Source organism: Actinacidiphila bryophytorum (assembly GCF_016916835.1).
Classification (GTDB): Bacteria; Actinomycetota; Actinomycetes; order Streptomycetales; family Streptomycetaceae; genus Actinacidiphila; species Actinacidiphila bryophytorum.
On the sequence record NZ_JAFFIX010000009.1, the window covers coordinates 111,257 to 134,223 of the forward strand.

19 protein-coding genes and 1 pseudogene are annotated in these 22,967 nt (G+C 70.8%); 10 read left to right on the forward strand and 10 right to left on the reverse strand.

The window, feature by feature from the left end:
- The first annotated feature begins 150 nt into the window (after nt 1-150).
- From JT723_RS15695 to JT723_RS15705, 3 genes are all read left to right on the forward strand, one after another.
- Complete coding sequence (locus JT723_RS15695) at nt 151-654, forward strand: NUDIX domain-containing protein (RefSeq protein ID WP_205045243.1); 504 nt, start codon at nt 151-153, stop codon at nt 652-654.
- A gap of 107 nt (nt 655-761) precedes the next feature.
- Nucleotides 762-1,319 (forward strand): MarR family winged helix-turn-helix transcriptional regulator, encoded by a 558-nt coding sequence (locus tag JT723_RS15700; protein ID WP_205045244.1) that lies wholly within the window; start codon nt 762-764, stop codon nt 1,317-1,319.
- Nucleotides 1,320-1,436: 117 nt separating this feature from the next.
- The gene (locus JT723_RS15705; RefSeq protein WP_265749679.1) at nt 1,437-3,017 is read left to right on the forward strand and encodes a DHA2 family efflux MFS transporter permease subunit; all 1,581 of its coding nucleotides are present in this window, start codon (nt 1,437-1,439) and stop codon (nt 3,015-3,017) included.
- Here the strand turns inward: JT723_RS15705 and JT723_RS15710 are convergent.
- A complete protein-coding gene (locus JT723_RS15710; protein ID WP_205045394.1) occupies nt 2,956-4,374 on the reverse strand; it encodes a serine hydrolase domain-containing protein in 1,419 nt (472 codons plus the stop codon). The genes JT723_RS15705 and JT723_RS15710 overlap by 62 nt on opposite strands.
- 110 nt (nt 4,375-4,484) lie before the next feature.
- Nucleotides 4,485-5,414 (reverse strand): class I SAM-dependent methyltransferase, encoded by a 930-nt coding sequence (locus JT723_RS15715; RefSeq protein ID WP_240165674.1) that lies wholly within the window; start codon nt 5,412-5,414, stop codon nt 4,485-4,487.
- 342 nt (nt 5,415-5,756) lie between these two features.
- On the opposite strand from JT723_RS15715, the gene JT723_RS15720 reads away from it, so the two are divergent.
- Both JT723_RS15720 and JT723_RS15725 read left to right on the forward strand, forming a co-directional pair.
- A complete protein-coding gene (locus JT723_RS15720; RefSeq protein WP_443608060.1) occupies nt 5,757-8,966 on the forward strand; it encodes a discoidin domain-containing protein in 3,210 nt (1,069 codons plus the stop codon).
- A gap of 94 nt (nt 8,967-9,060) precedes the next feature.
- Entirely contained in the window at nt 9,061-9,582 is a 522-nt protein-coding gene (locus JT723_RS15725) for a DinB family protein (RefSeq protein WP_205045246.1), read from the forward strand.
- Nucleotides 9,583-9,599: 17 nt separating this feature from the next.
- Here JT723_RS15725 and JT723_RS15730 read toward each other — a convergent pair whose 3' ends face one another.
- Nucleotides 9,600-10,193, reverse strand: coding sequence for a TetR/AcrR family transcriptional regulator (locus JT723_RS15730; protein WP_205045247.1), 594 nt, complete (start codon nt 10,191-10,193; stop codon nt 9,600-9,602).
- Nucleotides 10,194-10,302: 109 nt separating this feature from the next.
- On the opposite strand from JT723_RS15730, the gene JT723_RS15735 reads away from it, so the two are divergent.
- On the forward strand, nt 10,303-11,235 hold the full coding sequence (locus JT723_RS15735; protein WP_205045248.1) for an NADP-dependent oxidoreductase: 933 nt from the start codon (nt 10,303-10,305) through the stop codon (nt 11,233-11,235).
- A 10-nt stretch (nt 11,236-11,245) separates the two neighbouring features.
- Here JT723_RS15735 and JT723_RS15740 read toward each other — a convergent pair whose 3' ends face one another.
- Nucleotides 11,246-11,680, reverse strand: coding sequence for a VOC family protein (locus JT723_RS15740; protein WP_205045249.1), 435 nt, complete (start codon nt 11,678-11,680; stop codon nt 11,246-11,248).
- 425 nt (nt 11,681-12,105) lie between these two features.
- Between JT723_RS15740 and JT723_RS35145 the strand changes: the two are divergent.
- Nucleotides 12,106-12,255, forward strand: a pseudogene (locus tag JT723_RS35145) (transposase family protein); the annotation flags it as partial.
- A gap of 83 nt (nt 12,256-12,338) precedes the next feature.
- Here the strand turns inward: JT723_RS35145 and JT723_RS15745 are convergent.
- Nucleotides 12,339-14,975: an RICIN domain-containing protein gene (locus JT723_RS15745; RefSeq protein WP_205045250.1), complete on the reverse strand. Its 2,637-nt coding sequence runs from the start codon at nt 14,973-14,975 to the stop codon at nt 12,339-12,341.
- 1,017 nt (nt 14,976-15,992) lie between these two features.
- The gene (gene dnaB / locus JT723_RS15750) at nt 15,993-17,453 is read right to left on the reverse strand and encodes a replicative DNA helicase (protein ID WP_205045251.1); all 1,461 of its coding nucleotides are present in this window, start codon (nt 17,451-17,453) and stop codon (nt 15,993-15,995) included.
- Between the two features lie 458 nt (nt 17,454-17,911).
- Here dnaB and JT723_RS15755 point away from each other — a divergent pair, with 458 nt between their 5' ends.
- A complete protein-coding gene (locus JT723_RS15755; protein WP_205045396.1) occupies nt 17,912-19,288 on the forward strand; it encodes an MATE family efflux transporter in 1,377 nt (458 codons plus the stop codon).
- Between the two features lie 115 nt (nt 19,289-19,403).
- On the opposite strand, the gene rplI is transcribed toward JT723_RS15755, so the two are convergent.
- The 4 genes from rplI to rpsF are packed head-to-tail and all read right to left on the reverse strand — an operon-like array spanning nt 19,404 to nt 21,105.
- The gene (gene rplI / locus JT723_RS15760; protein WP_205045252.1) at nt 19,404-19,853 is read right to left on the reverse strand and encodes a 50S ribosomal protein L9; all 450 of its coding nucleotides are present in this window, start codon (nt 19,851-19,853) and stop codon (nt 19,404-19,406) included.
- 18 nt (nt 19,854-19,871) lie between these two features.
- On the reverse strand, nt 19,872-20,108 hold the full coding sequence (gene rpsR / locus JT723_RS15765) for a 30S ribosomal protein S18 (protein ID WP_031512678.1): 237 nt from the start codon (nt 20,106-20,108) through the stop codon (nt 19,872-19,874).
- Between the two features lie 41 nt (nt 20,109-20,149).
- Nucleotides 20,150-20,755: a single-stranded DNA-binding protein gene (locus JT723_RS15770; RefSeq protein WP_205045253.1), complete on the reverse strand. Its 606-nt coding sequence runs from the start codon at nt 20,753-20,755 to the stop codon at nt 20,150-20,152.
- Between the two features lie 59 nt (nt 20,756-20,814).
- A complete protein-coding gene (gene rpsF, locus JT723_RS15775) occupies nt 20,815-21,105 on the reverse strand; it encodes a 30S ribosomal protein S6 (RefSeq protein WP_205045254.1) in 291 nt (96 codons plus the stop codon).
- Nucleotides 21,106-21,374: 269 nt separating this feature from the next.
- On the opposite strand from rpsF, the gene JT723_RS15780 reads away from it, so the two are divergent.
- Both JT723_RS15780 and JT723_RS15785 read left to right on the forward strand, forming a co-directional pair.
- Entirely contained in the window at nt 21,375-21,683 is a 309-nt protein-coding gene (locus JT723_RS15780) for a hypothetical protein (RefSeq protein WP_205045255.1), read from the forward strand.
- Between the two features lie 141 nt (nt 21,684-21,824).
- A complete protein-coding gene (locus tag JT723_RS15785) occupies nt 21,825-22,964 on the forward strand; it encodes a lipid II:glycine glycyltransferase FemX (protein WP_205045256.1) in 1,140 nt (379 codons plus the stop codon).
- Nucleotides 22,965-22,967 lie beyond the last annotated feature (3 nt).

Below are 22,967 nucleotides of genomic sequence, written 5' to 3' on the forward strand. Positions count from 1 at the left end.
GGCGCCGGCTCGGATTCCGGGGCAGGCGCGGGCGCTTTACGTACGCGGGCCGGGCGTGCGTGTCTCGCGGGCGCGCACGGCCCGGCCGAACGCTTCGATTGACGGCCCTGGGCACGTTTGCCCCCGGTCCGGCCGCGGCAGATGTCTGGCATGCCCCCGGACTCGCACCCCAGCCCCGCCACCCGCCCGGTGGTCAAGCGCACCGCACGCGGCCTGGTCTTCGACGGTGACCAGCTCGTCCTGATCAAACGCAGCAAGCCCGGCATCGCACCGTACTGGATCACTCCGGGCGGCGGTGTCGAGGACGACGACGCCAGTGTCGTGGCCGCCCTGCACCGCGAGATCGACGAGGAGTTGGGCGCCAAGGTCACCGATGTGGTGCCGGCCTTCGTGGACACCGTCGAGCACATCGCGGACGACGGTTCGCACGGCGTGAAGGTGCAGTTCTTCTTCGCCTGCCGGCTGGAGTCGATGGACCTCGCGCTGCGGCACGGCCCCGAGGTCGACGATCCGTGCGGGGAGTACGAGGTGGTGCGGGTGCCCTTCAGCAGGCTCGGCATCGCCTCGGTCGGCATCGTGCCGCTGACCCTGCGGCACTACCTGGACGCGAACATCGAGGGTGTGCTCGGCCTGCTGGGGCCCGAGCTGGGCTGAGCCGGGCCGGTGGGCATGCCCGGCAAGGCCGGTACGCCGCTGCCGCCCCTGCGATAGGTCTGCTACGGGATCGTCCCGTAGCGGACCTATTTTGTTACCCTCGACCCATGACCACGGACACCGCCCCTGCCCCCGAGGCCGCTTCCACCGCGTCCACCGCTGCCGCCGCCCCGCCGCAGGACGCCCTCGGCGCCGCACCCGACGTGTCGTTCCTGCTCCAGCACACCGCCCACGTGCTGACCACGCAGATGACGGCGGCCCTCGCCGAGATCGGCATGTCGCCGCGGGCGCACTGCGTGCTGGCGCATGCCGCGCAGAGCGAGCGGACGCAGGCGCAGCTCGCCGAGCTGTCCGACCTGGACAAGACCACGATGGTGGTGACCGTCGACCAGCTGGAGCGGGCGGGCCTGGCTGAGCGGGTGCCGTCGGCGACCGACCGCAGGGCGCGGATCATCCGGGTCACGGCGGCGGGCGCCGACGTGGTGGCCGCCGGGCAGCAGATCGTCGACCGGGTGCACGGCGACGTGCTCGGCGCACTGCCCGAGCGGGAGCGCGCGGTCTTCGTCGCGGCGCTGAACCGGCTGGCCGGCGGGCATCTGGCGACGCCGGCCGACTCCCCCGAGGGCGCCCAGGGTGTGCGCAGGCCGCGGCAGGCCCGCAAGTGAGCAGGGTCCCACGGGGCCGCCCGACGCACCGCCGCACCTAAGCCCGTAATAGATAGTCTCCAACAAAACTTTCTGCTACGGTCGATCCTGGCTATCCATCCGCCAGGAGGCGACCCCATGCCACTGTCTTCCCGTTCCCGCGGCGCCGCCCTCGCCGTGCTCAGCGCGGGCACCCTGATGATCATCCTGGACGGCACGATCGTGACCGTCGCACTGCCGTCCATCCAGCGCGACCTGGGCTTCTCCCAGTCCGCGCTGGCGTGGGTGGTGAACGCCTACCTCATCGCCTTCGGCGGTCTGCTGCTGCTGTCCGGCCGGCTCGGCGACATCCTCGGCCGCCGCCGCATCCTGGTCGGCGGGCTCACCGCCTTCACCGCCGCTTCGCTCGCCTGCGGCCTCGCCGACTCCGCCGGGCTGCTGATCACCGCCCGCTTCGTCCAGGGCGCCGCGGGCGCGATGGTCTCCGCGGTCAGCCTGGGCATGGTGATCGCCCTCTACCCCGACCCCGCGGGACGCGGACGGGCCATGGGCGTCTACAGCTTCGTGCAGTCGGCAGGCGGTGTGCTCGGTCTTGTGGCCGGCGGCGTCCTCACACAGGCGGTCAACTGGCACTGGATCTTCTTCGTCAACCTGCCGATCGGCGCGGCCGCCGCGCTCCTCAGCCTGCGCCTGCTGCCCGACGACCGGCCCGCCGCCGGCTCCGGCAACCCGGTACGCGACGTGGACGCACCTGGTGCGCTGCTGGTCACAGCCGCCCTGATGCTCGGCGTCTACACCATCGTCGGCACCGCCGACCACGGCTGGGCCTCCGCTCGCACGGGCGCCTTCGGCGCGGTCTCCCTGGTGCTGCTCGCGGGCTTCCTGGTACGGCAGTCCCGCGCGGCCCAGCCCCTCATGCCGCTGCGGCTCTTCCGCTCCCGGCTGGTGACCGGCGCCAACGTGGTGCAGGCGCTGATGGTGGCCGGCGGCTTCGGCTTCCAGTTCCTGGTCACCCTCTACCTGCAGCGGGTGCTGGGCTACGACCCGCTGCGGATCGGCCTGGCCATCGCGCCCACCGGGCTGGTGATCGGCGTGATGTCGCTGGCGCTGTCGGCCCGGCTGGGCGCGCGCTTCGGTGAGCGGGCGGTGCTGCTGCCCAGCCTCGTACTCTTCGCCTGCGGCTTCCTTCTGCTGGCCCGGGTCCCCGCGGGACATGCCTCCTACGTCACCGACGTGCTGCCGGCGACGCTGGTCTTCGGGGTGGCCTTCGGTCTGGCGATGCCCGCGCTGATGACGCTCGGCATGTCCGACGCCACGCCCGCCGACTCCGGTCTGATCTCCGGCGTCTTCAACACCGCCCAGCAGATCGGCGCCGCGCTGGGCCTGGCGGTGCTCGCCGCGCTCGCCTCCGCCCGCACCGACCACCTCGCCGCCGCGGGCCACTCGCCCGCCGCGTCCCTGACCGGCGGCTACCACCTCGCCTTCCTGGTCGCCGCGGGACTGCTCGCCGCGGCGACCCTCGCGGCGGCCCTGCTGCTCAAGGCGCCGGTGCGCGGCACTGGCGGCGTGGGCCGTACCGGCGGCCGGGCCGTCCAGGAAGGCCACGAAGGCCAGGACGCTCCGGAGGGCCAGGACCGGGTCAGTGACCAGGACCGGGTCAGTGCCAGCCGGGGAAGCCGCCGGGCACCGGAGCCGACGGATCGTACGGCTCACGTGTGAAGACGAAGGACCCGAGGTCGAGATGGCTGACGGAACCGTCCGCCGCCCGGACCACCCGCAGAGTCTCGCCCGCGAAGTAGCCCTCGCGGCCGGTCCAGGTGCCGTTTTGTTCCACGTGGAACCTCGTGGCGCGGCCCTGGCCGGTCAGCGGCCCGAGCCTGGGCAGGCCCTCGGCGTCGATCCGCAGCGCATAGGCGTTCGTCCCCCAGAACCACGGACCCGCCAGCTCCAGCAGGTCGGCGCCGAGCGTGTCAGCGGGGCGCCAGGCCGCCGGCAGCCCCGGCTCGGCGTCAGCGGTGATCGCCAGCAGGTCAGCGGCGATGGCGCCGACCTGCGGCCCCGAGGTCGCGTTGGCCAGCGCGATCGCACCGACACCGTCCTGCGGGCTCACCCATACTGTCGCCAGGAAGCCGGGCATCGAACCGGTGTGGCCCGCGAGCAGCCGGCCGCCGCGGCGGCTGAGCTGGAGGCCGAGGCCGTAACCGGCGTCCATGTCCGAGGCCTCCGGCGGGGCGGCGGGCTGCCGCATCTCCTCCAGCGTCGCCGCGCCCAGCACCCCGTCCCGACCTGCCATCAGGAAGGCCGCCCAGCGCGCCAGATCACCGGCCGTCGACCACAACTGCCCGGCCGGCGCCATCCGCCCGGTGTCCTGTACGGCCTCGGGCCGCATCACATCGGCCCACGGGTGGACGGCGAAGCCCCCGGCCGCGGGGGCCTGCGGAAGCAACGTCGTCCGCGCCATGCCCAGGGGTTCGAGGACCTCGGTGCGCAGCGCCTCACCCCACGGCACCCCGCGCAGCTGCTCGACCAGCGCGCCGAGCAGCGCGAAACCGGGGTTGGAGTAGTGGTAGCGGCGGCCCGCCGGGTGCTTGACCGGGTCGATGCCGAGCACATCGGCCAACTCGGGGCGCAGGTCACCCGGGGTGCGTTCCCACCAGGGTCCCGGCGTCTCGGAGGCCAGGCCCGAGGTGTGGCTGAGGAGCTGGCCCACCGTCAGCCGCCCGGCCGCCCGCAGCCCCGCCGCGTCGAGCGCCGCGGCATCCGCCCCGGCCGTGCCGATCGCCGTCCCGGCCTCGGCAAGCGCCGTCTCCGGGAGGTGGCGGCTCAACGGGTCGGCCAGGTCCAGCAGCCCTTCGTCGCGCAGCCGCATCACCAGCACCGCGACGAAGGACTTGGTGATCGAACCGATGCGGTACTGCGTGTCGGCGTCGGGCGCATGGCCCTCGATCATGCTGCGCGAGCCGCACCAGACCAGCGCGCCGTCCCGTACCACCGCGCCGACCAGCGAGGGGGTGCGCCCGTCGCGCTGGCCCACGGCCACCCGGTGCAGCAGCGAGCGCCGGGTGGCGGGCAGCAGTCCGCCGCCGCCCGCACCGCCTTCCGGTCCGCCACCCGTTCCGGTCTCCGACCCGGTCTGCACGGTCACCCGCCCTCACGCCCTTCCGCCGTCGCCCGCCGGCACGGGCGTCAGGCCCGCGCGTCGTTACGGTAGTCGGCGGGGCCGAAGCGCACCGCCACGATCGACATCCGCATCGACCGCACGCCGGGCAGCCGGTGCGAGATCGGGGCGATGGTGTAGAGGCCGCGGCCGCGCGGCAGCGGCAGGCTGCGCACCTCGGCGATCCGCGGTGAGGCGGTGGCCACCTTCGGGTACTCCTTGATGTCCATGCCCCACTGCCAGCGCGGGGCGCGGTAGCCGCCCGCGGTGTCCATGGCGCCGGCCTGGTTGCGGGCCACCATCCCGCGCGGCAGCGCGTCGAAGAGGAAGGACCCCCCGGGGAAGCGTTCCGCGCAGGCCGCGATCAGCCGCCTGACCTCGCGCGGCGGCAGGTACATCAGCAGGCCCTGCGCGGTCACCAGCACGTCCTGCGGCGGCGTACCGGCGTCGAGTTCGTCCATCCACCGCAGGTCGAGCGCCGAGCAGGCCACGGTACGGCGCCGCGGCGGGTCCTCGGGCAGCAGCCTGTCGCGCAGCGCGACCGTCTCGGGCAGGTCGACGGTCAGCCAGTGCACCAGGCCGTCGTCCACCCGCCAGAACTGGGTCTCCAGGCCCTCGCCGAGCGCCACCACGGTGCCGCCGGGGTGCGCGGCCAGGAAGCGCCGCACCTCGCCGTCGAGGCAGGCGACCCGCAGGGCGTGCCACTGCGACATGCCGTCGCCGCCGAAGCGCTCGAAGGGGTAGTCGATCCGCTCGACCAGTTCGATTGCCCGCGGGTCGTCCAGCACCCTGCGGCCGGGGCGGGCGGCCTCCACCGAGCGCTGGTAGAGATTCCACAGCAGCGTCTCGGGGACGCCCTCCAACTCGACCAGGACCTTGTCCCGCGCCCCGCCGCCCTTGTCCTCGCCCGTGGCCTCGCTCATGTCCTCGTCCATGCCCTCGTTCATGTCCTCGTCCATCCCCTCAGGCTGCCACCCGAGCGGGCCGAAGTGCGGGACGGGAGCGCTCCCAGGTCAACTGCCCGTCATGGCAGGCGGTTTCGCGGGCTGCTCCGTGTCAGAAAGGTTGACACCCCCCAGGGGCTGCCGTAGATATCACCACTGCCAGAGAGCGCTCTCAGCCCGCTGGCGGTTCCTCCTACCACGACCCCCCACACCCGCGAGTTGCATCCGACACGTAGGAGCAGACACATGAGGGTCACCCCACAAGGGCTCTCCCTGTCCCGTAAACGTTTCCGACAGTCACCGCAGACCGTCGTCCTGCTCGCCTTGGTCATGATCGCGTCGGCCTGCCTGTCGATCATGGCGACCTCGTCCCGCGCGGCCACGCCCGTCCTGCTCTCCCAGGGCAAACCCGCCACCGCCTCGTCCGTGCAGGACGCCTTCACCGCCAACGCGGCCGTCGACGGCGACACCGGCACCCGCTGGTCCAGCGCCGCGTCCGACCCGCAGTGGCTCCAGGTCGACCTCGGCTCCAGCCAGCCGATCAGCCAGGTGGTGCTCAACTGGGAGACCGCCTACGGCAAGGCCTTCCAGATCCAGGTCTCGGACAACGGCTCCACGTGGAACAGCATCTACTCCACGACCACCGGCACCGGCGGCGTCCAGACGCTGAACGTCACCGGCACCGGCCGCTATGTGCGGATGTACGGCACCGCCCGCGGCACCCAGTGGGGCTACTCGCTGTGGGAGTTCCAGATCTACGGCGGCTCCGGCGGCGGCACCCCGCCTGCCGGCTGCGCCACGACCACGGCCGCTCTCGGCAAGCCGGCGACCGCGTCCTCGACGGAGAACGCCGGCACCCCCGCCTCCGCGGCCTTCGACGGCAACGCGGGCACCCGCTGGTCCAGCGCCGCGTCCGACCCGCAGTGGGTGCAGGTCGACCTCGGCTCCTCGCAGACGCTGTGCGGTGCCCAGTTGAGCTGGGAGACCGCCTACGCGAAGGCGTACCAGATCCAGGTCTCGGACAACGGTTCCACGTGGAACACCGTCTACTCCACGGCCAGCGGCCCCGGCGGGGTGGAGAACCTCTCCTTCGACGCCACCGGCCGCTACGTGCGGATGTACGGCACGGTCCGTGCGACCCAGTACGGCTACTCGCTGTGGGAGTTCACCCTGCTGACCGCCGACGGCGGCAGCACCACCCCGCCGCCCGGCGGCGGTGACGGCAGCTGCCCGTGGGTCGGGTCCACCACCCCGGTCGCCACCCGGGTCGCCCAGGTCATGGCGCAGATGACCACGGCGCAGAAGGTCTCGATCCTGCACGGCAACAACAACTCCTCGCCGTACATCGGCAACATCACCGGCATCCCCTCGCTGTGCATCCCGGACATCGGCCTGCAGGACGGCCCGCACGGCGTCGGCGACGGGCTCGGCGGCGTCACCCAGATGCCGTCCGCCAACTCCGCGGCCGCGACCTTCGACAACGCGCTGGAGCAGCAGTACGGCGCCGCGATCGGTGCGGAGTTCGCGGGTAAGGGTGTGCAGGTGGCCCTCGGCCCGACGCTGAACATCGTCCGCGACCCGCGCTGGGGCCGCTCGTTCGAGACCTTCAGCGAGGACCCGTACCTCAACGGGCAGATGGCCGCGGCCGACATCAAGGGCATCCAGAGCCAGGGTGTGATGGCCGAGATGAAGCACGTGGCCGTCTACAACATCGAGAACCCGGCCGGCACGGTCGTCGTCGACAAGCGGACCATGCAGGAGCTGTATCTGCCGGCCTTCCAGGCGGCGGTGCAGCAGGGGTCGCCGGCTGCGGCGATGTGCGCGTACAGCATCGTCAACAGCGTGCCGGCCTGCCAGAACCCGGATCTGATGAACACCGGGCTCTACAACCAGGCGAACTTCGGCGGCTTCATCACCAGTGACTGGGGCGGCACCCACTCGACGGTGGAGTCGGCCAACGCGGGCCTGACGGTGGAGATGCCCAACGGCTACTTCTTCGCCGACTTCCTCGCCCAGGCCGTCGCCAACGGAACCGTCAGCCAGGCCACGCTGGACACCATGGTCAGCCGGCTGCTGACGCAGTTCTTCGCCTTCGGGCTGTTCGACAAGGCGCCCAGCGGTTCCCGGGACGCCACGGTGACCACGCCCGCGCATGTGCAGGTCGCGCTCCAGGGCGCGGAGGAGGGCACCGTCCTGCTGAAGAACAACGGCATCCTGCCGCTGTCCACCGCCACCACCCACTCGATCGCCGTGATCGGCTGGGACGGCGGGGCTGGGGTGCAGTCGATCGGCGGCGGCAGCGCCACCGTGACCAGCTCGGGCACGGTCTGGCCGATCACCGGCATCCAGAACCGGGTCGCCGGCACCGGGACCACCGTGCAGTACAACGACGCGACGAACCTCGACGCGGCGGTCAGCCTCGCCCGCAGCTCCGATGTCGCGATCGTCTTCGCCAGTGACAACTACGGCAACGAGGAGCACGACACCACCACGTTGGACCTGCCGAACAACGGCGGCAGCCAGGTCAAGCAGAACGACATGATCGCCCAGGTGGCGGCGGCGAACCCGCACACCATCGTGGTGCTCAACAACAACTCGGCCGTCAACATGCCGTGGCTGAACCAGGTCGCGGGCGTCTTCGAGGGCTTCTACCCGGGCCAGCAGATCGGCACGGCGATGGCGGCGCTGATCTTCGGCGACGTCAACCCGTCGGGCAAACTGCCGGTGACCTTCCCGAAGTCGCTGGCCGACGTGCCCGCCGACACCGCGGCCCAGTGGCCCGGCACCAACGGGCAGGTGCAGTACAGCGAGGGCCTCGACGTCGGCTACCGGTGGTACGACGCGAGGAACATCGAACCGCTCTTCCCGTTCGGTTTCGGCCTGTCCTACACCACCTTCGGCTACAGCAACCTGCAGGTCGGGGCGCTCAGCGGCGGCAGTGCCACGGTCCACGTCACGGTGACCAACACCGGGTCCCGGGCGGGCACCGACGTCGCACAGCTCTACGTCGGCGACCCGGCGTCCACCGGTGAGCCGGTGCACCAACTGCGCGGCTACCAGCGCGTCACCCTCAACCCGGGCCAGTCGCAGACGCTGACCTTCACGGTCAGCACCCATGACCTGGCCTACTGGAACACCGGCAGCAACAACTGGACGACGGCAGCGGGCACGTACCAGATCCTGGTCGGCGACTCCTCGCGCAGCCTGCCGCAGACCGGCACGCTCAGCGTGCCGACCACGGTCAGCGGCGCGATCGCCGCCGCTCTCGCCCCGCAGGCCACGTCCGCGGACTCCGCGCCCGCCGCCACCGCGGCCGCGCTGTCCGTGCCCAACCCGCACGGCATGAGCAGCCCGGTGCGCTCCGCCGTCGACTGGGTCCTCGACCCGGCCGGCGTCGCCGCGCACCACAGCTACAGCGCGCAGGGGCTGCCGCCCGGCGTCCGGCTCGACGCGAGCGGGCGGTTCACCGGCGCGGCCACCGCACGGGGCAGCTACACCGTCACGGTCACCGCCGAGGACCAGGCCGGGGCCACCGGCTCGGCGACCTTCGTGTGGACCACCACCTGACCCTTCCCCTCCCCGGGAAGGACGCCCCCGGAGCCGCATCCCGCGGCTCCGGGGGTGTTGCCGTCTGCGCGCGGCCCACCGGTACGGTGACCCCATGACGGAGCAGACCGCAGGATTCCCGCCGCCCGAGATCACCGCGCTGCTGGACTGCCTGACCGCCCAGCGCAGGCATGTGCTGGGAATACTCGACGGCCTCGACGAGGCGGACCTGCGCCGCCCGGTCCTGCCGTCGGGCTGGAGCTGCCTCGGGCTGGTCCGCCATCTCGCCCTCGACGTCGAGCGCTTCTGGTTCGGCGCGGTCCTGGCCGGCGACCCGGCCGTCATCGCCGCGCTGGACGAGGAGGCCGACGCCTGGCAGGTGGACCCCGCCGCCCCGGCCGCCGAGGTGCTCGACCGCTACCGCCGGGAGATCGCGCTCGCCGACGCGATCATCACCGCGACGCCCGCGGACACCGCACCGGCCTGGTGGCCGACCGACCTCTTCGGCGAGCAGGACGTGCACAGCCACCGCGAGGTCCTGCTGCACGTCATCGCGGAGACCGCCTGCCACAGCGGCCACCTGGACGCGGTCCGCGAACTCATCGACGGCCACCGCTGGCTGGTCCTGACCGACTGACCCGGCCGGGCACCGTTTCAGCCCGGCCAGGCGGCGAGTGCGACGTCGGCCGTCCGGTCCAGCTCCGCCCGGCCGACCCCGTCGCAGGCCTGCGTGCACATGCCCTGCACGACAGCCGAGTAGAAGGTGGCCAGCGCCCCGGCGTCGGTCCCCGGCGGCAGCAGGCCCGCCGCCACGTCCGCCGCGATCTTCCCCTCCAGCCCGCGCTTGGTCCCCTCGCGCCACTCCCGCAGCTCCGCCTTGACGTCCTGCGAGGCGTCCGTGCCGTTGGTCGCCCCGTTGACCACCAGGCAGCCGGGCGGCCTGCCCGGCTCTGTGTACGCCGCCGCCGCGAGCCGCAGCAGCCGTTCGACGGCTCCGCGTGCCGTGGGCTCGGCGAGGGCGCGGGCGCCGTAACTGCCGTGGGTGCGGGCGTACCGGTCGACCGCCTCGCTGAAGAGCTTCCGCTTGTTGCCGAACGCCGCGTAGAGGCTCGGCGGGTTGATGCCCATCGCCTGGGTGAGCGCGGCGATCGACGTGGCCTCGTAGCCGTGCCGCCAGAACTCGGTCATCGCGGTCTCCAGCGCCTCGTCACGGTCGAAGGCGCGGCGCGGCGCTCGTGCGGTGCTCATGCCGAACATCTTATAGCGATCGCTAAAGCTGTGCTACGGTCCCCGCTGTAGCGATCGCTAAAGGTCACCGCCGGCCTTGTCGGCACCTGTCACGCAGAGGAGAACCGCCATGCGCGCCATCACCCAGAAGTCCTTCGGCGACCCACACGTCCTCGACGTCACCGACCTGCCGCGCCCCGAGCCGCTTCCCTCGGAAGTGCTGGTCAGGGTCCATGCCGCGGGCGTCAACCCGATCGACGCCGCGGTCCGTTCCGGCGCCTTCCCGCTGATCGGGCAGCCGCCCTTCGTGCTGGGCTGGGACATATCCGGTGTGGTCGAGGAGGTCGTCCCCGGTGTCAACCGCTTCCGCCCCGGCGACGAGGTCTTCGGCATGCCCTTCTTCCCGCGGGCCGGCAGCGGGTACGCCGAGTACGTCGCGGTCCCCTCCCGCCAGCTGGCCCGCAAGCCCGCCGCGCTCGACCACCTGCAGGCCGCCGCCCTGCCGCTGGCAGGCCTGACCGCCTGGCAGAGCCTGGTCGACACCGCCCGCATCGAGCCGGGCCGGCGGGTGCTGATCCACGGGGGCGGAGGTGGCGTCGGCCACCTGGCCGTCCAGATCGCCAAGGCCCACGGCGCCCATGTCATCACGACCGCCCGGGCGGACAAGCACGACTTCGTCCGGGGCCTCGGCGCCGACGAGGCCGTCGACTACCGCAGCACCGACTTCTCCGAGGCCGTCAGGGACGTCGACGTCGTCCTCGACACCGTCGGCGGCGACTACGGGCGCCGGTCCATCCCCGTCCTGCGTCCGGGCGGCCAGCTGGTCACCGCGGTCGACCGCACCGACACCGCGCTGCGGGCGGCCGTCGAGTCAGCCGGACGCCGCTTCGCCGGCATCACCGTGGAGCCGGACCACGTCGGCCTCGAAGCCCTCGCCGACCTGGCCGCCGCGGCCCGGCTCACCCCGCACGTCGGCCACGCCCTCCCGCTCGCCGACGCCGCCGAGGCCCACGTCCTCGTCGAGTCCGGCAGGACCCGGGGCAAGATCGTCCTCACCCTGTGACGGGCGCCGCTCAGTCCAGGCAGAACTCGTTGCCCTCGACGTCCTGCATCACGATGGTCGACTCCTCGAACCCGTCGGCCACCAGCACCCGCTGGCGCACCGCGCCGAGTGCGACCAGCCGGGCGCACTCGGCCTCCAGGACGGCGAGGCGCTCCTCCCCGACCAGTCCCGTGCCGACCCGCACATCCAGGTGTACCCGGTTCTTGACGACCTTCCCCTCGGGCACCCGCTGGAAGAACAGCCGCGGCCCCTCCCCCGTGGGGTCGACGCAGGCGAAGGCCGTCCCCTGCCGGTCAGCGGGCAGCGACCGGTCGAAGTCGCCCCACGTGGCAAACCCCTCCGGCGCCGGAGGAACCACATAGCCCAGCACCTCGCACCAGAAGCGGGCCACCCGCTCGGGCTCGGCGCAGTCGAAGGTGACCTGGACTTTCCTGATCGCTCCCATCGCCCCACCGTAGCGGCGCCGCCACCCGGCTGTAGGTTCTCGCTGCTTGTGTCCTACGGCGATGCCGTGACCTGCGGCTTCTCCCGGCATCTCATACCGTGTCCAGCCGCTGATTCTCACGAGTGGTGTCCACTTCCTCAGGAACGGCACACGCCGAGTAGCGCGAAAGCCATTGCCGAGTCCGCTCATGCCTCGCCGGTGGCTCCCCTATTGCTCGGGGATGGGCCAGGGCTGATTCAAAGTGCTGGTGATCTTGCAGGGTCGCTGGTCGTGCGCACGAAGGGGGTGCGGCGGGCCGTTATGAAGACAGCGAGGCTCCGGTTGACGGGGTGACCTACCAAGTCGCCCTGCACCACCGGGCCTCGATGTGCCGCCGGTCTGCCACCGTCTGTATGACCAAGTCGCCTTCGCCGCATCAGCGTGAAATGCCGGTTTTCGCTGAGCGGTTGGCGACGTTGCCGGACCCGCGCGACCGTCGTGGTCGACAGCACTCGCTGGTGTCGGTGCTGCTGATTGCGGCCTGCGCGGTGCTGTCCGGAGCCCGCTCCTGCCTGGCCATCGGCCAGTGGGCCCACAGTGCTCCGCGACGGGATGTCGGCACGCCCCGGACGTGCCGCCACGGGGAGGTGGCGGCACATCCGGCAGGCGGGCCGCCGGCTCAGGCCGGTGTCAGCTGCCATTGCTGGTTGGTGCCGTTGTTGGCGGTCCACTGCACGACGGCGGCTCCGTCGCTGGTCGACTGGCCGGACACATCGGCAACCAGGCCGCTGTCATGGCTGACGATGGTGAAGTACCCGTCGCTGGTGGGCCGCACGAACCACTGCTGGTTGGTGCCGCCGTTGGCGGTCCACTGCTGGAGCTGGAGCCCGGCGGTGGTGGAACCGCCGTTGACGTCGAGCACTTTGCCGGTGGGGTTGTAGCGCAGGGTGTAGGCGCTGCCGGAGGCGCTGAGGGTCCAGGTTCCGCCGCCGGTCTGCTGGACGGCCTTGGCGCCGTCGGCGGTGGAGTTGCCGGCGATGGCCAGCGGCTTGCCGCTGTTGCGGTTGACGATGCGGTAGGTGCCCGGCGCGGGACCGGTGCTCCCGTTGCCCAGGGTGAAGTACTCGACCGCGTCGTTGAACACGGTCGTCCCGGCTTTGCTGGTGGACAGGACGAGGTAGACCCGTGAGCCGCTGGAGGGCGCGGTGAACGACACGTTCTGCGTCGTCTTGGAGCCGAGCGGGATGGTGAGGGTCTTGCTGCCGGAGGCGATCACCGGGCCACTGGCGCTGTCGAGGTGGGCGCTCCAGGCGAAGTCCACGGCGGTGTTGGCGAAGTCGTCGTTGAAGACGGTGATGGTGCGGTTCACAGTGCTGTTGGCGGCGTAGCCGGGGACCGCCTGCGTGAGCGGGAAGGTGCCGTTGGAGTCGGACACACCGGAGGCCGACCAGTAGGGCAGGTCGATCGCGGCGACCGGGTTGAACGCGGCCTGGACGCGCTGGAACTGCGGGTTGCTCCACGGGTCGGAGAGGTTGTCGGCGCCGTAGACGGGGTGGCCGCCCTCTTCGGGGGTGAAGTCGGTGGTGCGCACGCCCGGTATGACGCTCGCCCAGGCGGACAGCAGGGTGTAGGGGCGCAGGTCGCTGGCGTCCTTGGCGCGCTTGGCCACCATCGTGGTGGCGAACCACTCGAAGCCCTGTTTGGTGTTGCACTTGGGCCAGATGTACTCGCCCTCGCCGTCGGGCCGGCCGGCAACCGACACGACCTTCTCGCCGTATTGGCCGAATCCGTCCAAGTAGTGCGCGAAGACGTCGAAGTTGGCGTACGTCATGGTGGGGTAGGGGTTGGCCGGGGCGCCGACCCACGCGTCGACGCTGACCGGCCGGGTGCCGTCGTTGCCGTTCATCGCTGCGTACAGGTCCTTCTCGAACTGCTCCGAGTCCATACCGCTGCTGCCGGGCTCGTTGCTCTGGCTCCAGCGGATCACGGCCGGGTGGTTGCGGTCGCGCAGGGTCAGCGCGCGGGCGTGGTTGACCATGTTGTCGTGCCCGGCGATGAAGTCCTGGAGGCTGTTGGAGCCGCGGATGCCGGTCTCGTCGATGATCATCAGGCCCATCTCGTCGGCCACGTCGAGCATGTAGGGGCTGGCCGGCTCCTGATGAATGCGGACCACGTTGTAGTTCAGCCGCTGGTAGTTGTCGACCGCCTGCGGCCAGCCGCCGTTGCCCTGCGACGGCGGCAGGAACCCGGGCAGGGTGTCGTAGGCGTCACTCTTCCCGCCGTAGTTGACCCGGTCGTAGTCGGCGCCCTGGAGGTTGTCGCCGCGGAAGTTCACCCGCACGCCGTTGAGGTAGTAGTACTCGCCGTTCTGGCTGCTCTCCCGGAATCCGAAGCGGTAGGTCGCGTCGCTGGTGTGTCCGTCGTCGGTCGCCGCGTGGACGGTCAGGCGGTGCAGTTGGGCGCGATACCCCTGCTTGTAGGGGACGTTGGGCCACCAGTACGAGGAGGAGCCCAGGTTCCACGCCACCGGCCCGACTGTCACCTTGACGGTCGAGTGGGCGGCCACGGTCACCGTGCTGCTCGGCAGCGCCGGGTAGGTGAACGACGTGCCGTTGTCCGAGGCGAGCGAGCCGGTCAGGGTCACCGACCGGGCGCTGGCGGAGGTGTTGGTCACCGACGCGTCATAGGTGAGGGTCTGATTGGCCACGGACGTGCGGACGAACGTGTCGCTGACGTACACCGCCGGATACACGCGCAGGAACGCCGAACGGAAGATCCCCTGCGGTACGGCCTCGGCCCAGTCGGCCGCGTCGGGCACCAGATACCTGCCGTTCGCGGGGTTCTTCAGGGCGCCCCTGCCCTTCACGTCGACCGTGACGGTGTGCGTGCTACCCGGTGCCGCGTACGCGCTGATGTCGAAGTTCGACGGCGTGAAGGCGGTGGTCTGCGTGGCGACCACGTGCCCGTCCACCGACAGCGTCGCCTGGTGGTTCACCGCCCCGAACTCGATCCACGTCGACTGCGGCTGCCCGGAGTCCGGCACGGTGATCGTGCGGGAGTACACCGCCTCGTTCACATCGGTGAAGCCCTGCTTGTACCAGCCGCCGCCCGGCACCGTGATCGATGTCGCCGACCGGCCCACCGGGGTGAACCCCCACGTGCCGGCCAGGTCGACCGAGGCGATCGCGGCGTTGCCCGCGGTGACGCCATCGGGGGCGGAGGCCGGCGCGGTGGCAGCGGCCGGCGTGGCCCGAGGGGCGGTCGCCGTGGCCGGCTGTGTCCCCACAGCCCCGGTCAGCAGCGCCACGACGGCCACGGTCCAAAGGGTCAGGCGTCGACGGCGCGGCGGCTGTACGTGTTGTCGCTTCACACGATCCTCCTTGTAAACGGACCAGCCACGGGCTGGTGGTGAACCGGTCGGGGTGGCGCTGAAGCCGTACAGCGGTGAGCGACCCGCCGGGTTGGCCTTGTCCCACCACAACTCGCCGACAACCAGTGGGAAGGGGGCCGCCCGGACCGCCCGACCCCTCGGCGTGCCTGACAGACACCCACCATGTTAGCGCTCACATATACGGATCGGTCGGAGATATGGCGTCACTGGAGGGACAGATGTTTCGGATACAAGAACGTGCACCTGCGCCCCTCACGGTGTCAAGCCTCACGACACGAACCGATTCACCCGGTCATCGGTGAGACCTCCCGTCCCACCCCTTGCCCTGGGCACCCCTGTGCTCGCATCGGCACCAGAAGCCGAGGTCCCCGCGTGGACGGCTGGCGCGCGGGGCCGGCGCCGGAACAGGCTCGTGCCGCACACCCCTTGAGGTGGCAGCGAAGGATGTGTCAGTCTCATTTCGAGCCTCCTACCGGGGCGGTGCCCCCACTGGCCGACTGCGCACACCTGGACCTTTCCCACTGAATGTGAGCGCTCACCCATCCTGGGCGACGCGCGCTCTGGAGTTGCAGCGCCACACGCCGCTCGGCACCTTGTGCGCTTGTCTTTCCAGGAGCCGGCTGTAACCCGCGCCGCTATCTGCTGGTGAGGACGCGAAACCTGCTCGGTGCGTGTGCTGAACGTCACCGGTCTCGGCCTGGACTTCCCGCATGTCACGTCGGACCACCAATCCCACGGTTTCGAGGCGGCCCCACTGGCCACCGAATCGCTGTGGTCCTGCCCCGGCCACGCACTCAGACGACGGCCCGGGCGATCCCGTGGACGAAGAGGGGAATCACTCGATCAAGAGGCATGATTCTCACCTCCATGTCCTATTGGACATGCGGTGGACATCGCCGATGAGAAAAGGACACGGAATCTGAGAACCTACACCGCCCGAGGTCAGGTCTGGGCCATGTCCACGAAGCGGGAGTAGTGGCCCTGGAAGGCCACGGTGATCGTGGCCGTCGGGCCGTTGCGGTGCTTGGCGACGATCAGGTCGGCCTCGCCCGCGCGGGGGGACTCCTTCTCGTAGGCGTCCTCGCGGTGCAGCAGGATCACCATGTCGGCGTCCTGCTCGATCGAGCCGGACTCGCGCAGGTCGGAGACCATCGGCTTCTTGTCGGTGCGCTGCTCCGGGCCTCGGTTGAGCTGGGAGAGGGCGATGACCGGGACCTCCAGCTCCTTGGCCAGGAGCTTGAGGTTGCGGGACATGTCCGAGACCTCCTGCTGGCGGCTCTCGGGGCGGCGCGAGCCGCCGGACTGCATCAGCTGGAGGTAGTCGATGACGACCAGGCGCAGGTCGTTGCGCTGCTTGAGACGGCGGCACTTGGCGCGGATCTCCATCATCGACAGGTTGGGCGAGTCGTCGATGTACAGCGGCGCCTCGGTGACGTCGGACATCCGCCGCGCCACCTTGGTCCAGTCGTCGTCGGTCATGGTGCCTGACCGCATGTGGTGCAGCGCGACCCGGGCCTCGGCGGACAGCAGCCGCATGGCGATCTCGTTGCGGCCCATCTCCAGCGAGAAGATCACGCTGGGCATCTTGTTGGCGATGGAGCAGGTCCGGGCGAAGTCCAGTGCGAGCGTCGACTTGCCCATCGCCGGGCGGGCGGCGATGACGATCATCTGGCCGGGGTGCAGCCCGTTGGTGAGCGAGTCCAGGTCGGTGAAGCCGGTGGGGACGCCGGACATCTGGCCGCTGCGGGAGCCGATCGCCTCGATCTCGTCGAGGGCGCCCTCCATGATGTCGCCGAGCGGCAGGTAGTCCTCGGAGGTGCGCTGCTCGGTGACGGCGTAGATCTCGGCCTGGGCGTTGTTGACGATCTCGTCGACGTCGCCGTCGGCGGCGTATCCCATCTGGGTGATCCGGGTGCCGGCCTCGACCAGCCGGCGCAGCACTGCCCGTTCGTGGACGATCTCGGCGTAGTACTCGGCGTTGGCCGCGGTGGGTACGGCGTTGACCAGGGTGTGGAGGTAGGGGGCACCGCCGACCCGGGCGATCTCGCCGCGCTTGGTCAGCTCGGCGGCGGTGGTGATGGGGTCGGCGGGCTCACCGCGGGCGTAGAGGTCGAGGATCGCGGTGTAGATGGTCTCGTGGGCGGGCCGGTAGAAGTCGGCGCCCTTGAGGACCTCCACGACGTCGGCGATGGCGTCCTTGGACAGCAGCATGCCGCCCAGCACGGACTGCTCGGCGTCCAGGTCCTGCGGGGGTACGCGCTCGAAGCCGCCGCCGCCCTCGGAGTAGCGGTTGTCGTCCTGGGCGGACTTCTTGCGGAAGGGGCTGACGCCCTGCGGGGGGCCCGGGCGGTCGTCCGGCGGGAGGTCGGGCCAGTGGTCGTCGGCGGGTTCGGGCTGGGTCACCCCCGCCACCTCCTCCCGTCCGACCGGTCCGGCCGGACCCCGCGTGCGTGCCACTCTTTCACGGCACCGCTCCGATCCTCGACCCACCCGGCTGCGCCTCAGCACGACGGACGGAGGGTCCACGGTAGGGCCAGCGGCGGCCTGGACCAAGACGGTTATCCACAGGGGGTGTGGACGACGGCGGCATACCTGTGGAGAACTGCCCCCAACCTGTGTACAGCCCTTGGGACAGTGCTGTGGACAACCTCGAAGGTCATCCGAAACACCCCATCTGACCTGCGATTTCTTCATCCATAGCCTGTGCAGGAGAAAAACTTCTGCCACCGGACCAAGATCGCCACAAACGACGCGGAGGAGATCACTCTACGCAGTCAGCGGTAAGACCCCACTGAGCACTTCACCTCTTACTTGTGGACGATTAAGCTGTGCTTGTGAATCACGTGGCCGAGCCGCCGGAAATGCAGGAGCCCCAAGCCCACGGCACACGGCCCGGCCGTGACCGCCGCCCGGCCGGGCGGCGGCGCCACGACCGCGAGATCGTCGCCCTCGCCCTCCCCGCATTCGGCGCGCTCGTCGCCGAACCGCTCTTCGTGATGGTGGACAGCGCCATCGTCGGCCACCTCGGCACCGCGCAGCTCGCCGGGCTCGGCGTGGCCGCCGCACTGCTGACCACCGCCGTCAACATCTTCGTCTTCCTCGCCTACGCCACCACCGCCGCGGTCGCCCGCAGGGTCGGCGCGGGCGACCTTCCCGCCGCGCTGCGGCAGGGCGTGGACGGGATCTGGCTGGCCCTGCTGCTCGGCGGCCTGGTGATCGCGGCGGTGCTGCCCGCTGCGCCCGCGCTCGTGGACCTCTTCGGCGCCTCGCCCACCGCGGCCCCTTACGCCACCAGCTATCTGCGGATCAGCTCGCTGGGCATCCCGGCCATGCTGGTGGTGCTGGCCGCCACCGGTGTGCTGCGCGGCCTGCAGGACACCCGCACCCCGCTGGCCGTCGCGGTCGGCGGCTTCACCGCCAACGCGGGGCTGAACGCCGCCCTCGTCTACGGCGCCGGGCTCGGCATCGCCGGCTCCGCATGGGGCACCGCCATCGCGCAGAACGGCATGGCCGCGGTCTACCTGTGGGTCGTGGTCCGCGGCATCCGCCGGCAGACCGGCGGCGTCTGGCGGACGGCGCTGCGCCCCGAGGCCGCCGGGATACGCGCCTGCGCCCGCGCCGGGCTGCCGCTGCTGGTCCGTACGCTCAGCCTGCGGGCCGTCCTGCTGATCGCCACCGCGGTGGCCGCCAGGCTCGGCGACACCGACATCGCGGCGCACCAGATCACCCTCACCGTCTGGTCGCTGCTGGCCTTCGCGCTGGACGCCATCGCGATCGCCGGCCAGGCGATCATCGGCCGCTACCTGGGCGCCGACGACCCCGAGGCGGCCAGGGCCGCCTGCCGGCGGATGATCGAGTGGGGCGTGGCCTGCGGGGTCGTCCTGGGGCTGCTGGTGGCGCTGGCCCGGCCGCTGGTCGGCCCGATGTTCAGTTCCGACCCGGCCGTCCAGGACGCGCTGGCCTCCGCGCTGCTGGTGGTCGCGGTCTCGCAGCCGGTCTCCGGGGTGGTCTTCGTACTCGACGGGGTGCTGATGGGCGCCGGGGACGGACCGTATCTGGCCTGGTCGATGCTGGTGACGCTGGTGGTCTTCGCCCCGGCCGCCTTCGCGGTGCCGGCGGTGGGGGCGGGCCTGACGGCCCTGTGGTGGGCGATGACGCTGATGATGCTCACCCGGCTCGCCGCCCTGTGGCTGCGCGCCCGCTCCGGCCGCTGGATCGTCACCGGCGCCGCCCGCTGAGCCCGCCCGCCGAGCCGGGTCCGTACGCAACCCGGCCGACGGCAAGGGCCGGGCACCCCCGCGAGGGGGCACCCGGCCCTGTGTTCCACGTGGAACATGCCGAGCAAAAGGGGCCTTACGCCGCCACGACCTCCAGGTCGAGGACGGCCTCGACCTCGGCGTGCAGGCGCACGGACACCTTGTGCGCACCGAGCGTCTTGATCGGCGCACCGACCTCGACCCGGCGCTTGTCGACGACCGGACCACCGGCGGCCTTGATCGCCGCGGCGATGTCGGCCGGGGTGATGGAGCCGAAGAGGCGGCCGGTGTCACCGGCGCGGGTGCTCAGCTTGACCTTGACGGCCTGCAGCTGGGCCTTGACCACGTTCGCGTCCTCCAGCGAGTGGATCTCGCGGATGCGACGGGCGCGGCGGATCTGCTCGACGTCCTTCTCGCCACCCTTGGTCCACGCGATGGCGAAGCCCCGCGGGATCAGGTAGTTGCGGGCGTAGCCCGGCTTGACGTCGACGATGTCGCCGGCGGCACCCAGGCCGCTGACCTCGTTGGTAAGGATGATCTTGGACATTATCTGGTCACCCTTTCCTTATCGAGCGGTCGACGTGTACGGCAGCAGCGCCATCTCACGGCTGTTCTTGACGGCCGTGGCGACGTCACGCTGGTGCTGCGTGCAGTTGCCGGTGACGCGGCGGGCACGGATCTTGCCGCGGTCGGAAATGAACTTCCGCAGCATGTTCGTGTCCTTGTAGTCCACGTACACGGTCTTGTCCTTGCAGAACGCGCAGACCTTCTTCTTCGGCTTGCGCGGGGGCGGCTTCGCCATGGTGATTCTCCTATGCGATCAAGAAGTGAGTGAGGTCCGCCCTAGAAGGGCGGCTCGTCCGAGTAGCCGCCGCCGGACGAGCCGGAGCTTCCGCCCCAGCCGCCACCCTGCCCGCCGCCTGCGCCCGACTGGCCGCCGCCGGCCGGTGCGCTGGTCGCCCAGGGGTCGTCGGCGGGAGCACCGCCGCCGCCCTGCTGGCCGCCGGGACCGCCGCCCCAGCCGCCGCCACCCTGGCCGCCGCCCGAGCCGTAGCCGCCTTGCTGGCCGCCACGACCGCCACCGCCGCTGGTCTTGGTGACCTTGGCCGTGGCGCTGCGGAGGCTGGCGCCGACTTCCTCGACGTCCAGCTCGTAGACCGTGCGCTTGACGCCCTCGCGGTCTTCGTAGGACCGCTGCTTGAGCCGGCCCTGCACGATGACGCGCATGCCGCGCTGAAGCGACTCGGCGACGTTCTCCGCCGCCTGCCGCCAGACCGAGCAGGTCAGGAACAGGCTCTCGCCGTCCTTCCACTCGTTGGTCTGCCGGTCGAAGGTGCGGGGAGTGGACGCGACGCGGAACTTCGCGACCGCCGCACCGGACGGGGTGAAGCGCAGCTCGGGGTCGTCGACAAGATTGCCGACGACCGTGATGACGGTCTCGCCTGCCATGGGGTGACCTCTCGACTGACTTTGGGCAGTGCTGGCTGACTGCTACTCGAAGTCCGGAACTAGTGGAGTTCCGGACGGAGGACCTTGGTCCGCAGCACCGACTCGTTCAGGTTGAGCTGACGGTCCAGCTCCTTGACGACCTCAGGCGTGGCCTTGAGGTCGACGACCGAGTAGATGCCCTCGGGCTTCTTGTTGATCTCGTAGGCGAGACGACGGCGGCCCCAGGTGTCGACCTTCTCCACGCTGCCGCCGCCGTTGCGGACGACGGACAGGAAGGACTCGATCAGCGGGGAGACAGCGCGCTCCTCAAGATCGGGGTCGAGAATGAGCATGAGCTCGTAGTGACGCATAGTGGAACCCACCTCCTTTGGACTCAGCGGCCACGGCATTTCCGTGGCAGGAGGGTTTGTATCTGCGTCGCAACGGTAACGCGGGCCACTGACAGTCGAGGGAGATCCCGTGGACTGCCCGGTTGGGCCCAGCGCAGACACCGGTGCAGACCGTACAGACTACCCGGCTCGGTCCCCCGGGTTGAAATCCGCCCCCTTATGCCCGCAATCTGTACACATCGGGTGTGCGGGCGCTACAGCCCGCCACTTCTCCGTCACGGAGGTGCCCCATGGCACAGCACGCGGAACGCACCCACCACCTCACATTCAACACCGACGGCCGGCCGCATCCCCTCGTCAACAGCCTCGCGGTCATCACCTTCGTCCTCGGCGCGATCGCGATCATCTCGTCGGCCTTCAACAGCCTGCACCTGCTCAGCTCCTGGACGGGCCTGGTGGGCATCTTCACCGGCGGCTACGGCCAGTTCATCTCGGCCACCACCGCCGAGCGCTTCGTCCTGATCATCGGCCTCGGCATGTCCGCGGTCGGCTTCTACATCGGGGTGGCCCACGGCGGCCTGACCGGCGGGCTCTGGTAGCGGAGCAGCGCCTTCACCCCGTTTCCCCGCCGCCCTGTGGAAAGCCGCGCCGTTGTCCACAGGGCTGGTGGGACGGCTCGCCCTGCACAGTAGGCTTCGGGCCAGATAAGCCCGCAGTCGTGAGCATGGGGAGCGCCCCGCATGAGCCTGACCCTGAGGACCATCAGCCGAGAGCAGCACCTGGCCTACATCCAGAGCCTGCCCGCGGCGAGCCACTGCCAGGTCCCGGCATGGGCCGACGTGAAGTCCGAGTGGCGGTCGGAGAGCCTGGGCTGGTTCGACGAGCAGCCGGGACAGCTGACCAAGGGCGGGCAGCTGGTCGGCGTCGGCCTGGTCCTCTACCGGCAGCTGCCCAAGGTGAAGCGGTATCTGGCGTACCTGCCGGAGGGGCCGGTCATCAACTGGTACGCGCCGAACCTGGACGAGTGGCTGCAGCCGATGCTGCGGCACCTCAAGCAGCAGGGCGCCTTCACCGTCAAGATGGGTCCGCCGGTGATAATCCGCCGGTGGGACGCCAACACGATCAAGGCGGGCATCGCCGACCCCGACATCAAGCGGCTGCGGGACGTCGAGGCGAACTTCATCGAGCCGCGCGCCTTCGAGGTGGCCGAGCGGCTGCGCCGGATGGGCTGGCAGCAGGGCGAGGACGGCGGCGCCGGCTTCGGTGACGTGCAGCCGCGCTACGTCTACCAGGTGCCGCTGGAGAACCGCTCGCTCGACGACATCCTGAAGAACTTCAACCAGCTGTGGCGCCGCAACATCAAGAAGGCCGAGAAGGCCGGCGTCCAGGTCGTCCAGGGCGGCTACGACGACCTGCCCGCCTGGCAGCAGCTGTACGAGATCACCGCGGTGCGCGACCAGTTCCGCCCGCGCCCGCTGTCGTACTTCCAGCGCATGTGGACCAAGCTCAACGCCGAGGACGCCAACCGCATGCGGCTGTACCTGGCGGTGCACGAGGGCGAGCCGGTCGCCGCGGCCACCATGCTCACCGTCGGCCGGCACGTCTGGTACTCGTACGGCGCCTCCGCGAACCACAAGCGCGAGGTCCGGCCGTCGAACGCCATGCAGTGGCGGATGCTGCGCGACGCGTACGCCATGGGCGCCAGCGTCTACGATCTGCGCGGCATCAGCGACTCGCTCGACGAGACCGACCACCTGTTCGGTCTCATTCAGTTCAAGGTAGGCACGGGCGGGCAGGCTGCCGAATACTTGGGCGAGTGGGATTTCCCGCTCAACAAGCTGCTCCACAAGGCACTCGACATCTACATGTCGCGCCGCTGACCG

Coding starts and splice junctions, on each gene's coding strand:
- JT723_RS15695 (WP_205045243.1), top strand. CDS start 151: ATGCCCCCGGACTCGCACCCCAGCCCCGCCACCCGCCCGGTGGTCAAG.
- JT723_RS15700 (WP_205045244.1), top strand. CDS start 762: ATGACCACGGACACCGCCCCTGCCCCCGAGGCCGCTTCCACCGCGTCC.
- JT723_RS15705 (WP_265749679.1), top strand. CDS start 1,437: ATGCCACTGTCTTCCCGTTCCCGCGGCGCCGCCCTCGCCGTGCTCAGC.
- JT723_RS15715 (WP_240165674.1), bottom strand. CDS start 5,414: ATGGACGAGGACATGAACGAGGGCATGGACGAGGACATGAGCGAGGCC.
- JT723_RS15720 (WP_443608060.1), top strand. CDS start 5,757: ATGGCGACCTCGTCCCGCGCGGCCACGCCCGTCCTGCTCTCCCAGGGC.
- JT723_RS15725 (WP_205045246.1), top strand. CDS start 9,061: ATGACGGAGCAGACCGCAGGATTCCCGCCGCCCGAGATCACCGCGCTG.
- JT723_RS15730 (WP_205045247.1), bottom strand. CDS start 10,193: ATGAGCACCGCACGAGCGCCGCGCCGCGCCTTCGACCGTGACGAGGCG.
- JT723_RS15735 (WP_205045248.1), top strand. CDS start 10,303: ATGCGCGCCATCACCCAGAAGTCCTTCGGCGACCCACACGTCCTCGAC.
- JT723_RS15740 (WP_205045249.1), bottom strand. CDS start 11,680: ATGGGAGCGATCAGGAAAGTCCAGGTCACCTTCGACTGCGCCGAGCCC.
- JT723_RS15755 (WP_205045396.1), top strand. CDS start 17,912: ATGCAGGAGCCCCAAGCCCACGGCACACGGCCCGGCCGTGACCGCCGC.
- rplI (WP_205045252.1), bottom strand. CDS start 19,853: ATGTCCAAGATCATCCTTACCAACGAGGTCAGCGGCCTGGGTGCCGCC.
- rpsR (WP_031512678.1), bottom strand. CDS start 20,108: ATGGCGAAGCCGCCCCCGCGCAAGCCGAAGAAGAAGGTCTGCGCGTTC.
- JT723_RS15770 (WP_205045253.1), bottom strand. CDS start 20,755: ATGGCAGGCGAGACCGTCATCACGGTCGTCGGCAATCTTGTCGACGAC.
- rpsF (WP_205045254.1), bottom strand. CDS start 21,105: ATGCGTCACTACGAGCTCATGCTCATTCTCGACCCCGATCTTGAGGAG.
- JT723_RS15780 (WP_205045255.1), top strand. CDS start 21,375: ATGGCACAGCACGCGGAACGCACCCACCACCTCACATTCAACACCGAC.
- JT723_RS15785 (WP_205045256.1), top strand. CDS start 21,825: ATGAGCCTGACCCTGAGGACCATCAGCCGAGAGCAGCACCTGGCCTAC.